Source organism: Parapedobacter sp. (genome assembly GCF_035556095.1).
Classification (GTDB): domain Bacteria; phylum Bacteroidota; class Bacteroidia; order Sphingobacteriales; family Sphingobacteriaceae; genus Parapedobacter.
Genome location: NZ_DATMFT010000029.1, coordinates 91,620 through 106,561, shown reverse-complemented (window position 1 = coordinate 106,561; position 14,942 = coordinate 91,620). Strand labels below are relative to the sequence as shown.

12 protein-coding genes and 1 pseudogene are annotated in these 14,942 nt (G+C 41.5%); 12 read left to right on the top strand and 1 reads right to left on the bottom strand.

From position 1 onward, the window contains the following. Positions 1-8: 8 nt before the first annotated feature. Positions 9-1,451, bottom strand: a complete 1,443-nt coding sequence (locus tag VNQ80_RS18290) for a site-specific integrase (RefSeq protein ID WP_325641376.1) — start codon at positions 1,449-1,451, stop codon at positions 9-11. Between the two features lie 793 nt (positions 1,452-2,244). Here VNQ80_RS18290 and VNQ80_RS18285 point away from each other — a divergent pair. From VNQ80_RS18285 to VNQ80_RS18230, 12 genes and pseudogenes are all read left to right on the top strand, one after another. Beyond that, the gene (locus VNQ80_RS18285) at positions 2,245-2,409 is read left to right on the top strand and encodes a hypothetical protein (protein ID WP_325641374.1); all 165 of its coding nucleotides are present in this window, start codon (positions 2,245-2,247) and stop codon (positions 2,407-2,409) included. Between the two features lie 92 nt (positions 2,410-2,501). Further along, positions 2,502-3,185, top strand: coding sequence for a response regulator transcription factor (locus VNQ80_RS18280; protein ID WP_325641372.1), 684 nt, complete (start codon positions 2,502-2,504; stop codon positions 3,183-3,185). After that, a complete protein-coding gene (locus VNQ80_RS18275) occupies positions 3,182-4,549 on the top strand; it encodes a HAMP domain-containing sensor histidine kinase (protein WP_325641370.1) in 1,368 nt (455 codons plus the stop codon). Before VNQ80_RS18280 ends, VNQ80_RS18275 begins: the two co-directional genes overlap by 4 nt. Positions 4,550-4,620: 71 nt before the next feature. Further along, complete coding sequence (locus VNQ80_RS18270) at positions 4,621-5,892, top strand: TolC family protein (RefSeq protein ID WP_325641368.1); 1,272 nt, start codon at positions 4,621-4,623, stop codon at positions 5,890-5,892. A gap of 17 nt (positions 5,893-5,909) precedes the next feature. After that, on the top strand, positions 5,910-6,992 hold the full coding sequence (locus tag VNQ80_RS18265) for an efflux RND transporter periplasmic adaptor subunit (RefSeq protein WP_325641366.1): 1,083 nt from the start codon (positions 5,910-5,912) through the stop codon (positions 6,990-6,992). An 18-nt stretch (positions 6,993-7,010) separates the two neighbouring features. Then, on the top strand, positions 7,011-10,103 hold the full coding sequence (locus VNQ80_RS18260) for a CusA/CzcA family heavy metal efflux RND transporter (protein WP_325641364.1): 3,093 nt from the start codon (positions 7,011-7,013) through the stop codon (positions 10,101-10,103). A gap of 34 nt (positions 10,104-10,137) precedes the next feature. Next, positions 10,138-10,224: pseudogene (locus tag VNQ80_RS18255) on the top strand (tetracycline regulation of excision, RteC); the annotation flags it as partial. A gap of 122 nt (positions 10,225-10,346) precedes the next feature. Next, positions 10,347-10,475 carry a hypothetical protein gene (locus VNQ80_RS18250; protein WP_325641362.1) on the top strand — a complete coding sequence of 43 codons (129 nt, stop codon included), beginning with the start codon at positions 10,347-10,349 and terminating at the stop codon, positions 10,473-10,475. 363 nt (positions 10,476-10,838) lie between these two features. After that, a complete protein-coding gene (locus tag VNQ80_RS18245; RefSeq protein WP_325641360.1) occupies positions 10,839-12,356 on the top strand; it encodes a hypothetical protein in 1,518 nt (505 codons plus the stop codon). Positions 12,357-12,420: 64 nt separating this feature from the next. Then, the gene (locus tag VNQ80_RS18240) at positions 12,421-13,722 is read left to right on the top strand and encodes a DEAD/DEAH box helicase (protein WP_325641358.1); all 1,302 of its coding nucleotides are present in this window, start codon (positions 12,421-12,423) and stop codon (positions 13,720-13,722) included. A 13-nt stretch (positions 13,723-13,735) separates the two neighbouring features. Next, the gene (locus VNQ80_RS18235; protein ID WP_325641356.1) at positions 13,736-13,963 is read left to right on the top strand and encodes a DUF1456 family protein; all 228 of its coding nucleotides are present in this window, start codon (positions 13,736-13,738) and stop codon (positions 13,961-13,963) included. A 56-nt stretch (positions 13,964-14,019) separates the two neighbouring features. Then, complete coding sequence (locus VNQ80_RS18230) at positions 14,020-14,910, top strand: fructosamine kinase family protein (RefSeq protein WP_325641354.1); 891 nt, start codon at positions 14,020-14,022, stop codon at positions 14,908-14,910. The last annotated feature ends 32 nt before the right edge of the window (positions 14,911-14,942 follow it).

The following is a 14,942-nucleotide window of genomic DNA, read 5'->3' as shown; positions in this document are numbered from 1 at the left end:
ATCACTTACTACTCCACTCCTCCACTTACTATCCTTAACCGTGGCTGCTCCCATGCGCTACTCATAGCTTTTCGCGTTCGTTCTTTAGTGACATTGACATATCGCTTAAATGATTTGTATGTGCTATGCCCGCTCACCTTCATGACTTCTTCAGCGGTCATACCTAACTCCAACGACACCGTTATAAAACTCTTACGGGCCGTATGGGCGCTGATCAGTTCATGTTTGGGAGCGACATGCCTAACCTCTTTTGAACCGCTGTAGCGGATGATTTCGGTCGGCTCGTTTATCCCAGCCAATCGAGCCACCTCCTTGATGTACAGATTGAGTTTTTGGTTGCTCATTTCGGGCAATGGACGCAATGGGTTTTCATACTTGGCGAGGATATCGTAAGCCATGCCGACCAAGGGTACTTCCAGTTTCTGCTTGGTCTTGACAACCGTAAGAGAAAGGTAGCCGTCTTTAATATTTTCGTGTTTGAGGTTATCAATATCGGAATAACGCAATCCGGTCAAACAACCGAACACAAACAGGTCACGGGCTTTGTTCAACGTCTTATATCCCACCTGTACCCATTCGCCACCATATTGGATTTTCGTATATCCATCACCGAATAAATCCAAATCGCGGATGGCCACAAATTCATCATAGGTTAGGGCTATGACTTCCATTTGCGTAGACTTCACCGTAAAATCTTTGTAGGTCAAGTCGGTTTGGTATCCGTCTTTACGGGCGAGGTTGAGGAATGATTTTAATTTTACGATCTGGGTTTGTGCAGTACCGTTGAGGTGTCCTTTACCAATCAGCCAATTGTAAAACGACTGCATGAAATGGCGGCCCACGCTTTCTACAGGCGTACGCTGCTTCATAGTCCGCTCAAACGTTTCTAAATGGTTCAGCATGGTCTTTTGTGCTTTCAGCGTATTCCGGTTAGCTGTGGCCTCGGTAATGGCTATCTGGCTTTTGATGTAATCTACAACATATAACTTTTTATCCTCTTTGGTCGCCAATGTACCGCCTTTGAGCATGGATTTCAGCTGGTTGATGACATCGGTGGAGGTATAGGTCATTTGGTTGGCTTCAAAATAATCCTCACAGCCTCTGACCATCCGAATCAACTCATCCAGTTTGCTATTGTATTCATCGGCTTCATGCTGGGTGAAAAAATTACGGTTGTAATCAAAAGGGATCATTGCAGCCAAATCCCGATAGTATTCCTTGTGTATCCTTTTAGCTTCTGTACGGTTGAAGTAAACGGCTCGATTGTTTTTGACGTCAAATTGATAGGGATGAATTTTGATGTCTTTCTTAAATTCCCGTTCCAACGAAAGCCGTTGCCTTTGCCCGAAAAGGGAGTAGCTAAGCATCAGTGGTGCTTTGCCGTCCGCATTGGTCTTATCCTTACGGATAATGAAACTGACCGCACCTTTGGTAATCTTTTTCTTTGTCATAACTGATTGGATTAAACGCTATGCAAAGATAAAAAAGTGTGACAGAAAGTGTGACACTTTCTGTGATAATTAGGTTAAGTGGGGTTAGGTCTATTTTTACAAAAACAGCATATAATGTATTAAAAGCACATTTTCAATAAAAACAGCATACTTTGAATATCAAAGGTTCAATAACGGCCCTGGGTACAACGAAGAGTTGCGCTAAAAAGCTAACATGTTTTTAATAAATATGTTAGCTTTTTTTATTTTCAACCTCTTAAAAGAATATGTCAAAAAGTGTTTGAAACTTTTTTGGGATAACTGGCGTGAAACACAAATAATTAATCTGTTGATTAACAAATAATTATACTCCTTTGGTAGAATCTTTTTACCGAATAGTGTTTTGATCCTAGGTACTGAATAGGAAAAGTGGCTAAAATTATTTCTTTTCCTGTTTTTGGTTTTATATGAATCGCTGTTTGTCATATTACATTTAAACGGACAATTTCCTGTACAGTCTTTTACTTTTCGTCTCGAATGAATTTTTTACGGATTTCTTGACATTGAATTAGCTATACACACCACAAAAAGCAAAACGGAATTTAAAAAGTAACTTATCGAGCAGGGCATCAATACGACTGTCCGCAGAAACGACAACGGACGGATTTATAATATTTCGTTCGTCTACCTTGAAAGCCGAAGCGTTTGGAGCGGTTCAGCTTTAGACAGAAACCTGTCTGCAAATGTGTTTAACGAATAGTGGAACAACGGAAACAAACTCGAATTGAAAATACAGAACAACCTTGTTTCCAATATGAACACGACAGACCACAAACCAACAAAAGACTTTTTTAATTTGCAGGAACATTCACAGAGTTTCGATTTGGGATCGTTCGGCCTGTTGCCACAAGTGCAGGGCGAGGATTACGAGGAAGAACAATTTGCCAACCGAATGAAGAAGAGAAGCAGGAGGTTGTAAGATAACTTGTCGCCCATTCTTTTGATAAGTAATTTAACTCAATTTGCCAAGTTAGGTATGGTCTAAATATATGTTTCGATTACCTTTGTTACATGAGAATATTAGTAATTGAAGACGAAACTACACTTAACAAAAATATTTGTGAGGCTCTGTTGGCTGAAAATTTTGCAGTCGAACGTGCCTTTGACGGCTTTTTAGCAGAAAGATTTCTAAAAAAAGAAACTTTTGATTGTGTGGTAATGGATATAAATTTACCAAAGAAAAACGGCTTTGATTTATGTAAGGAATTTAGGGAATACGATGCTCAAACTCCCATCCTAATGCTTACCGCTTTTGATGAGCTTGAAGATAAGATTAAGGGTTTCGATAGTGGTGCAGATGACTATCTGACCAAGCCGTTTTTCATGAAAGAGATGATTATGCGGGTAAATTCACTTCTCAAAAGAAGCCAAAGTAAGTCCGAGAACAATACTAATGATATTATTATTGCTTCCGGTATTCTTATCAATACCGCTCAAAAAAAGGTCAAAAGACAAAATCAGGAAATACAGCTTACACCGAGAGAATACCAAATTTTAGTCAAAATCTGTAAGAACCAAGGGGAAATCATTTCGAAAAATGATTTGATAAAAGAAATTTGGGGAACTTCGCTTGACGTAAACACCAATACGATTGAGGTTTATGTCAATTTTCTACGAAATAAAATCGACAAGCCTTTTGGAAAAAACTCAATTAAAACCAAAATCGGTTACGGATACTATTTGGAAATAGAATGAAAATCAGAAACAAAATACTCATATACTTTTCGAGTACAGTGATAGTGCTATCTACCTTATCGCTTGTGATTGTATTTGTTTTGTTTTCAGCTCATCGTGAAGAGGAATTTCAGCAACAGCAGTTTTCAAAAATCAAACATACCGTTGGACTTATCGAGGAATTTGGGAAAATAAGCGAAACGGTCTCTCTATATCTTGATAAGCAATATATACACGACTTCTATGATGAAAAAATGCTTATTTATAATAATAATAAGAAGCTCGTTTTTTCGAGTATTGACAGTCTTGATATTGTTAAATCCGAAACCATACTAAACAGGCTTTCAGTTTCAAACGGTTGGATTGAAACTAAGGAAGACGGTTATGATTTGATTGGGGTTTATGTAGAACACAATTCAAAGGGATATTATGGTATCAGTAAAGCATATGACTTCTTTGGGTATTCCAAAAAGGATTTTCTCCAAAAAGTGCTTGTTGGAATTTTTGTTGCGATTGTTGTTATTGTACTTTTGATTTCATTTTACCTCTCTAATATCATAGCCAAACCAATATCTGAACTAACAGAAAAGATTAAAGTTTACGATTTGAGCGATGAAGAAAACCAACCCTTGAAACTCAAAACCACAACTTCCGAATTAAGAAATCTTACAGAGAAATTTAATGAACTTCTAAAGCGTACCAACGATGCTTTTAGGTTTCAGAAACATAGTATTCAACATATTTCTCACGAGCTGAAAACACCGATTGCTGTATTGGTTTCCGAACTCGAAAAAATCGAACAGCAAAACGATATTGAGCAAATCAAAACCGAACTTCACAGACAGACCAAAAAAACAAAATCACTCGGAAATATCATCAATGTGTTGCTCCAAATCTCTAAAATAGAGGCAGGACAGAAAATCACAAAAGCTAACGCCAGAATTGACGAGATTGTATTTAATTGTATTGCAGAAATAAATACCCTGTATCCCGATTTTAATTTTGAGGTTTATTTCACACCCCACAACTTTAATGAAAATATCTTAAATGTGAAAGCCAACGAACCGCTTATTAAACAGGCAATGCTTAACTTACTGGTGAATGCTGTCCTTTATTCGGATAATCAAAAAGCAAAAGTAACTTTTGACGGTTCGTCCGATATACTTACAGTTATTGTTTTAAACTCGGGAAAAACGCTTGCAAACGATGAGCAGAAATTTATTTTCACTCACTTTTTCAGAGGAAATAATGCCCAAAGACAACAAGGTTTCGGACTTGGGTTAGTGCTTGCTCAACGGATTTTTGCAATTCACAATGCCACAATAAAATACCACTCAAAAGAGAATATCAAAAATATTTTCAGTGTAGAATTCCCTCGACTTTAAGTCAAATTTTATATGCTTTAAGCCTTTTTTAAGGCCGATACGTTCACTTTTGCGACACTAATTGTTGCAGAATGAAACGAATCATTTTATTATATGTTTGTATAAACTTCGGTTTACAGTCACACGCACAAGAAACACTCAAAATTTCGAAGCAAGAAGCAGAAACAATGTTTTTGCAGAACAACCTTCTCTTAATTTCTGAAAAACTCAATATCGAAAGCCAACAAGCCGAAGTAATTCTGGCTAAAACGTGGCACAACCCCGAATTTTCGATAAGTGAAATAAACCTTTGGAAAAACTCAACCGTAGAACCCTCTCCGCCCTTTTTTGGTAATTTTGGACGAAACCAGCAAGTTGCTTTTGAACTCAGCCAATTAGTCCAAACGACAGGAAAACGTAAAAAGCTCATTGCCTTAGAAGAAGTCGATGTTTCAAAAGCGGAGCAATATTTTGAAGATTTGTTGAGAGGTCTGAAACTTGAACTCCGCAATCAGCTAACCGAATTGCAATATGTTCAGCAGTCGGTAGAAGTTCATCAAAACCTGATTGAAAACATTTCGATACTGACCAATGCCTACCAAAATCAACTCAACAAAGGCAATATTTCAAAGGCAGAATATGTTCGGTTAAAGGCACAGGAACTCGAAATCAACAAAGAGATTTTGGAGCTTACACGTCAATCCAACGAAATCCAAAAAGAACTCAAATTATTACTTCGTGTCAATCCTGCGGTTATTATCGAAATCACCGATGACGGTTTTGTGAAAAATCCTCAATCTTATCAGTCTGTTTTCCTTGAGCAGATTGCAGACCGTGCCAAAGAGAATCGCCCCGATTATAAATTAGCTTTGTTGGAAGAAGACTATTCCAATAAACTATTGGCATATGAAAAGGCACAACGTATTCCCGATTTGAATTTCGGAGTGAATTACGACCGAAACGGAAGCACAATGTTTGACTTTGTTGGGCTTGGCGTTTCGTTTGATTTGCCAATTTTCAACCAAAATAAAGGGAATATCAGAAAAGCTCAAATCAGTATCGAAAACGCCAAAGTGCAGAAAGAGCAAACGGTGCTGACTATCGAAAACGAAATATCTCTGTCCTATAAATCATTGCAACAGGCGATTGACTTTCTGAATAAAATCGAAACAGATTATGAAGCAGATTTGGATTTGCTTTTGGAGAATTATACCAAAAATTTCACTTCCCGAAACGTAAGCATGTTGGAGTATTTCGATTTTATGGACGTATATCTGAATAACAAAAAAATCATTTTAGAAGCCCGAAAAGAAGTCAATCAGAAAGCAGAAGAACTCAATTATTCATTAGGAAAAGACCTTTAATCCATAATCATAAAAAGATGAAAAAATTCATTATACCCGTTTCATTTATTCTACTTCTTATCGGTTGTCAGCATAGAGAAGAATTTAAGGCCATTCAGAAAGAGAAGTTCTGTCTGAACGAGAAAAACAAAAGCATTACCGAAATCACGACTGCCGAAAAACAAGTTATTACAGAGAGAATCCATTTAACAGGCAGTATAGAATCCAATCCCGATAAGGTTGTACATTTTGTAAGTCTTGTAGACGGTATTATATCCAGCACCTATTTTTCTTTAGGAGATGCTGTAACCAAAGGACAGGTTTTGGCAGAAATGCAAAGTACGGAATTGAGTTCACTTCAGGCAGCATTACGTTCGTTGAAAGCACAGATTGAAATTGCAAAAGTAGATTTGAGTGCCAAAGAACAAATGTTTAAGGACGGGATTTCGTCAAACAGGGATTTGATTGAATCACAAAACAATCTTCAGGTCTTGGAATCTGAAAAACAAAAAATTGAGAACAATTTGAGCCTGTACAGTGCAAGCAGTACCAAAAACGTGTTTCAGATAAAAGCACCCGCGTCGGGAATCATTACGACTAAAAATATCAATTCGGGAACAACTGTAACCGATGAGGGAGAACCTCTTTTTTCGATTTCTGATTTAAATAACGTGTGGGCTATGGCAAATATTTATGCTACGGATATTGCCCACATAAGCAAAGGAATGGAGGTTGAAATCAAAACAATTTCATATCCCGACGAAATTTTCAGAGGTAGAATAGATGTGATTTCACAGGTTTTGGACGAAAATGCAAAAGTGCTGAAAGCCCGTATTGTATTGGATAACGAGAGTTTTAAGCTAAAGCCCGGAATGATAGCCGACATCATTGCTCTTAAAAAAACCAACCAACAAAAAGTAGTCGTTCCGACTTCGTGTTTGGTGTTTTTCAACGGGGAGAATTACGTCTTGGTTTACAAAGACGACTGCCATATTGAATCACGGGAAGTTACGTTACTGACCAAAGGAAACGGAATAACCTATATCGAAAACGGATTGGACGAAAATGAAAAAATCATTACCAAAAATCAACTTTTGATTTTTGAAGCTCTCCATAACTAATCAACTAATTATTCCAAAATGCAAAAATTCATTCAAAATATAGTTGCTTTTTCACTGAAAAACCCGATTATCATTTTTTTCCTAACGGGATTATTGGTCGTTGTGGGCATTATCAGTTTAAAGCATACGCCTATTGAAGCCTTTCCAGATGTAACCAACACAAGAGCTAGAATTATTACACAATGGTCGGGAAGAAGTGCAGAAGAAATCGAAAAGTTTGTCACGCTTCCGATCATGAAACAGATGAATACTATTCCGAAAAAATCGGAAGTACGTTCCATTTCATTATTCGGATTGTCGGTAGTTACTGTAATTTTTGACGATAACGTCGATGATTTTTATGCCCAACAATATGCCTCAAACCGTCTGCAAGGAATTGACTTGCCCGACGGAGCAGAAGCTGAAATTGAACCGCCTTACGGAGCTACGGGGGAAATTTTTCGCTATGTTATCCGAAGCAACAGACCTATAAAAGAAATAACTACCATTCAGGATTGGGTAATCGAACGGGAATTGGTTTCCGTTCCGGGAATAGCTGATATTGTGAGTTTTGGAGGAGAAGAAAAGATTTACGAAATCAAAATCAATCCGACCGAGTTGGCAAATTATGATTTATCGTCGTTGGACGTGTATGAAGCCGTTTCAAAAAGCAATATCAACGTAGGTGGCGATGTCATTGAAAGAGGTTCACAGGCTTATGTGGTTCGGGGAGTCGGGCTTTTGGAAAAAACGGAAGACATTGAAAACATATTGATTGAAGTTCGTGGCAATACACCGATTTTGGTAAAGCACGTAGCCCAGGTGGAGATTTCTGCCAAGCCAAGATTGGGACAGGTCGGACTACAAGACGAAGATGATTTGGTACAGGGCGTTGTGATTATGCTACGTGGCGAAAACCCTGACGAAGTAATACCAAAATTAAAAGAAAAAATTGAAGAATTGAACAACACCATTCTTCCAAAAGATGTAAAAATCGAGCCTTTTATCGACCGTACAGAATTAGTAAATGCTACCGTAAGCACCGTTGCTAAAAATATTTTAGAGGGAATTTTCCTTGTTTCGGTTATTGTCTTTATCTTTTTATATAATTGGCGAACAACAGTTATTGTAGCTTCCGTTATTCCGCTTTCGTTTCTGTTTGCTATTACGATGTTGCGTATTCAAGGCTTGCCTGCCAATCTGATTTCAATGGGTGCGATTGACTTCGGATTGCTTTTGGAAGGAACGCTTGTGATTGTCGAAACCGTCTTTGTAGCCATGGAAAAAAAGGCTCATAAAGTCGGGACTCCCGTTTTTAATAAAATGTCGAAATCGGGGCTTATCAAAAAAAGTGCAGGAAGTGTGGCAGGTTACATTGTTTTCGCACAGATTATCCTGATTGTGGCACTTATCCCGATTTTTTCTTTTCAGAAAGTAGAGGGGAAAATGTTTTCGCCCTTAGCCTTTACATTGGGATATGCACTTTTGGGTTCGTTGATTTTGAGTATTACCTATGTCCCGGTTATGTGTAAATTTTTACTTCGTGAAAATATTGTCGAAAAGGAGAATTTCATATCGAGGTTTTTCAAAAAAACGATGTACAACATGTTTTTGTGGAGTGAACGGAGAAGAAAACTGACCATTTTAGGTTTTGTCGCTCTGATTACCATTTGCGGAATCCGCTTCATGAATTACGGAACAGAGTTTATCCCGAAACTGAACGAGGGAGCATTGTATGTAAGAGCCACACTTCCAAATAGTGTCAATCTTGGGGAATCTACCCGTTTGGCAAAAGAAATGAAAGATAAAATAAGAGCGTTTGAAGAAGTAAAATTTGTCTTGAACCAAGTCGGAAGACCTAACGATGGCTCAGACCCGACTGGTTTTTTTAATATTGAGTTTCATATTCAGCTATACGCTGAAAGAGAATGGAAAAGCAAACTTTCAAAAGACGAGCTTGTCGAAGAAATGCGAAATGAATTACAGACCTATCCTGGAATTGTTTTCGGCTTCAGCCAACCTATTCAAGACAATGTGGAGGAATATGTGGCAGGGGTTAAGAGTTCGTTGGTAGTGAAAGTTTTTGGAAATGATCTGTTCAAGCTCGAACAATATGCAGACCAGGTTGCAGACGCTATCAGCAATGTACAGGGAATTGAAGATTTGAATGTATATCGAAATATCGGACTCCCCGAACTTCGTATTCAGCTCCACGACCATAAAATGGCTAGGTACGGAGTAGATATGGCGAACGCTCAGGCTGTTGTCGAAATGGCAATCGGAGGGAGTGCCGTTACCACGTTCTACGAAGAAGACCGAATGTTTGATGTAAGTATTCGTTTTGCCAAAGAATACCGTGATGATGATGAAAAAATAGGCGATATTTTGATTCCGACTGAGTCAGGAGCAAAAATACCATTACGGGAGATTTCAACTATCAGCTATATTACCGGACCGGCATTTATTTATCGGGAAGGAAGCAGTCGATATATAGCAGTTGGGTTTAGCGTAGAGGGACGGGATTTGGGTAGTACGATTGCAGAAGCAAAAGCCAAAGTAGCCGAAAAGACAAACATCCCGGAAGACAACAAAGTGGTTTGGGCAGGAGAATTTGAAAGTAAAGAAAGAGCAACAGCACAGTTGGCTGTCATTGTTCCCGCTGTTTTACTGTTGATTTTATTCCTGTTGTATTTCAATTTCGGAACGATTAAAGACACATTGATAGCTTCAAGTACCATTCCGTTTGCCTTTATAGGAGGGTTTATTTCGCTTTGGCTGACGGGAACTGTTTTTGGTATTTCCGCAGGAATCGGGTTTATCATTCTCTTTGGGGTGAATACCATAAACAGTATCATTCTGATTGCAGTAATGAAAGACAATTTCAGAAAAATGAACCTCAAAGAAGCAGTTTCAAAAGGAGTATATGACCGAATCCGACCAATTGTAATGATTGCACTTATGGGTTCATTAGGGTTGCTTCCTGCCTCACTTTCGTCGGGAATGGGTTCAGAAATTCAGAAACCGCTCGCCATTATGATTGTAGGTGGATTGTTGATTTGTATGATTTTGTCGCTTACGGTATTACCGCAAGTATTTTATTCGACTTATCGAAAAAAAGAATTGAAAAAATAAATACAAAGAATTTGACAACACTGATTATTCTTGGGATACATTCTATTTTGAATCCGGCCAAAGCTTTAACATTTCCCACGATTACAAAGCAACCAAGATTATTGCCAACGATTTAATAGATTAATATCTCGAAAATCAATTATTCAGCGACATCCACTTAGGAAAAAAGATGAAGCTGAATAGCTTTATAATGTGAAAAATTCACTAAAGACCTCCTTATACTGGAAGAGGGGCTTACGATAGATGTGGCTGATTTCAATAAGGGAGTCATCTACCACAACCGTGAGCTGGTGGAATTACATAGCCCCGTCCGTTGCTGAGCAAGAGTGGTTCAATGCTTGGGCCAACTTCATCTATGAAAACGAGGACTGATTTGACAAACAGGATGATGAAAGCGACGGACTTATACACAAAGTATTCCGTCACTATGAAGAGGTATCGGTAGATATCGTTTCATTGGATCGCGACCAGCAGGAGTTTTTCGGAGCAGTGGCCGAGGTGAACCAACCGCAGGACGAATACTTTGATTACGGCAGGACCGTTTTCGATTTGTACACCACACTACACGAATGTTCGTAAAGCGTGTACCGTAGAGCCGAAAGGCGCAACGGTCATATCGAAAAAAAACATCTTGTAAGTTGGTATAAATTTTGAGCTGTATAGCGGTATTTAACGCATTTGAACAGAATGTCTGTAAGGCAATTACATATGTTTCGTAGACTCCTTCCCCTACTTATGATGTTTATAATCATTTCACTTCTTGGCGCATGCAAAAAGGGGAAGTCAGGCGTCGATCGAGCGAGCGAGGTTGACACGGATCCCATTCCCCCTCCTACAGCATCGCCTTCAGGTGAGAGCGGGCTATTCCTATACGGCTCCAATATGGGTGCCTACTCGGGCTGGTCTGATGAACAGCTGGCGGAAATTTTAATGGGTAACCCCGCAAGAAATATCGTCGGTGCAGGAGTGAACAGCCTACGACCGGCGATGTACGACCACTTTGTACAGCAATGGGGCTACGATATCCGGCTGAATGCATTTAAAGCTTACAACCAATTAGGCGGTAGAGACCACACCCTTTTTCTAAACGGACCTGCCGAAGAACATAGAGAACAAACCCGTTACTGCAATGATGTCCGTTCGCAGACCTTTGCCAACCTCTACGAGCCCATCTGGGCTTCAGATGGAAAGGTAAACCCCGAAAACTACTACGCCAACTACGTTTACAACGTGGTAAAAACCTATGGCCCCTACATAAAATACTGGGAGGTATGGAACGAGCCGGACTATACCAACAACTGGTCGGCCACCCAAACCTGGGATCGGTCGGACCCCAACCCTTGCGACCTGACCAACTTTGCCGCGCCTATCCAATCGTATGTGCGTATGCTTCGGATTACCTTTGAAATCGTAAAGCTTTTGGATGACGATGGTTTGGTTTGCGTAGGTGGCCTTGGTTATCCCAACTTCCTGGATGCGATCTTACGCAATACCGATAACCCAAAGGACGGAAGTGTTGATACCAACTATCCAAAAAAAGGTGGCGAGTGGTTTGACTGCCTGAGCTACCATGTCTATCCAATGTATTATTTAGACAACGAACGTCATTCAGATGCGGCGGCCAAGGCCGTTGTCGATCATAAAAATGCTTTCCAAGACGTTCTGGATCGCTATGCCTACAACGGAACGACCTATCCCGAAAAAGCGTTTATTGTTACCGAAGTCAACATACCTCGCAGGGCGGTTGCCGGATACCTCGGTGGTGATGAAGTACAACGGAACTTTTTAATCAAAGCCGCAGTCGTTGCGCAGAAAGCAGGCATCAGCGGACTGTACATTTATGGTCCGGCTGAAAGTAGACCACTGGCAGAAGCCACCGACCCTTACCAAGCCATGGGCCTCTATAAAAACATCAACTCAGGCCCGTACAACGCTGCTATCACACCCGGAGGTATCGCGTGGCGCACCGTGAGCAGGTTATTAAAAACCCGCCGATATGACCCGGCAGCAACGACGTTGTTAAAGTTACCGCCCAACATTGACGGCGGAGCATTTTACGATGCTGAAGCGAAAGATTATGTCTACGTTCTGTGGGCCAAAACCAGTGGTGCATCAGAAACCGCAACAGCCCAGTATAATTTCCCCTCGTCCTTAGCTATCAAAACCGCTACGCAATTCGATTGGGAAAATAAGTCGTCCAGCGTAACCGGTACCGTATCGTTGACCGGCTCGCCTGTATTTATTAAACCTTAATGTAAAGCTAAACACCTCTTCCCTTAGTTTTTCCCTTATCTTTGCTACCGATTCATTTTTCCATATGGTAAAACGGGCACTCCGTAACTTAAAAATAAATGCGCTCAACGAAATGCAGCAGGCTGCACTCCAGGCGCCTGAAAAACAGGACCTCATCCTGCTTTCACCTACAGGTTCCGGAAAAACACTGGCCTTTCTATTGCCCATGCTCCGCACACTTCGAACAGACGTAGCTACCGTCCAAGCCTTAATTATCGTTCCTTCGCGGGAGTTAGCCCTGCAGATTGAACAGGTTTTTAGAGCGATGGGCAGTGGATTCAAGGTAAACTGCTGTTATGGTGGTCATTCTGTTCCAACCGAAATCAATAACTTATCGCAACCCCCAGCCGTACTCATCGGCACACCCGGCCGACTGGCGCATCACTTACGCCGCAAAACGTTCGATACGCGCACGGTGAATACATTGGTGCTTGATGAATTTGACAAAGCACTCGAATTTGGGTTTCAAGAAGATATGGCTTATATCGTCAACCAATTGCCTTTTCTCAAAAAGCGCGTGCTTACTTCGGCTACGCCGATGGATGATATTCCCACATTCACCGGCATTTCAAAACCGGCGATACTTAATTATTTAGCGCACCAAGCATCGGCTCCCCACCTGAAACAAAAGGTGGTCATCACCAAAGCTGCCGACAAGCTAGACGCCCTGTTTGCGTTGATCTGCAAGATAGGTAACACGCCAACCTTGGTTTTCTGCAATCACCGCGAAGCGGTGGAACGCATCAGCGACCTGCTGTGGGGGCGGGGACTCGACCACGGCGTCTTTCACGGGGGCATGGAACAGGACGACCGGGAACGCACCTTGCTCAAATTCCGCAATGGCAGCCACTGTCTATTAATTACCACGGACCTCGCTTCGCGCGGGTTGGACATCCCCGAAATCGAGCATATCATCCATTATCAACTGCCGCACACTGGGGAAGCTTTCGTGCACCGCAATGGGCGAACAGCACGGATGCATGCCACTGGCACCTCCTACCTGCTGCTGGCCCCCGATGAAAGGCCCGCCTATTTGGCTGAATTGCCCGAACAGGAAGCGATTCCAGAAAAACCTGTTTTACCCCCTCCCACCGCTTGGGCGACGCTTTACATCGCCGCAGGGAAAAAAGAAAAAATAAACAAGGTAGACATTGTAGGGTTATTGCTTAAAAAGGGTGAATTGGTCAAAGAAGACCTCGGACTTATCGAGGTATTGGACCATTCGGCGTATGCGGCCATCAAACGCGACCGGATTGAACGCGTCGTCCAACGGATTCGCACGGAGAAGATAAAAGGCAAAAAAATCAATATAAAAATTTCCAGGTAATCGTATTTATACCATGAGCAACAATGACATCATGAAAAAGCTCCGGGTGGCCTTAAAGTTCACCGACGACGACATTATCGAGGTGCTAGCACTCGCCGATTTCAGGGTAACGAAAACAGAGCTGGGTGCTATCTTCCGAAAAGAGGACCATCCGAATTTCAAGCCATGTGGCGACCAATTGCTCCGTAATTTCCTAAACGGACTCATTATTTACAAACGCGGCCCCCGACCACGCAAGTAATTTTGTAAACCTCGTTGTGGATACTGAATACCAACGGTACGTTTCATCTTTTATTCATGCTGCTGTCACAGCCCTTGTTCCAAACGCTAATTGCCGCCATCAGGGATATCGCTCCGGACGACTACAACATTGACTCGATCACCCCCGTTTCAGGAGGCGACATTAACCAGACATATCATATCCAAACGCGGTTGACCAACTATTTCGTTAAAATAAATGGGTCAGCAGAAGCGACTAAAATGTTCTTGGCCGAGTGCGCCGGCTTAGCGCAACTACGCCGTGCTGCTGACGTGTGTGTACCGAAAACGTTTATGGTTGGCCAGGCCCACGGCGAGGCTTTTTTACTAATGGAATGGTTAAACCGTTCTGACAGCCCGCAAAGCCCCGGCAACATGCAAGAACTTTTGGGACGCATGGTCGCGAAACTGCATCGGCAACAAGCGGATAGCTATGGTTTGGACCACGATAATTTCATCGGCACGTTGCCTCAAACAAATCGTGAAATGAGGGACTGGACGGCATTTTTCGCCATCCAACGGCTTCAGAAGCAATTGGTATTGGCAGAACGCAACGGAGCCCCTACCGCGCTGCGAAAACAATTTGATTGTCTGATAGCGCGACTGGATACGCTTTACCCACACGAGCCGCCGAGCTTATTGCATGGCGACCTTTGGAGTGGGAATTATATAATTACAACACAAGGACAGCCCGTGCTCATTGATCCTGCCGTTTATTATGGCAATCGAGAGGTGGATCTCGCCATGACCAAACTATTCGGTGGATTCACCAGCAAATTCTACGCGGCCTACGAGGAGGAATATCCTTTAGCTCCTGAATGGGAACAGCGTGTCGATCTATGGAACCTTTACCCGTTGTTGGTGCATTTCAACTTATTCGGTGCTGCGTACCTTGGGCCGATACAGCAATCGCTACACAGGTACATATAAAAAGTTAATACCATCGATCGTGACCAGCCTGA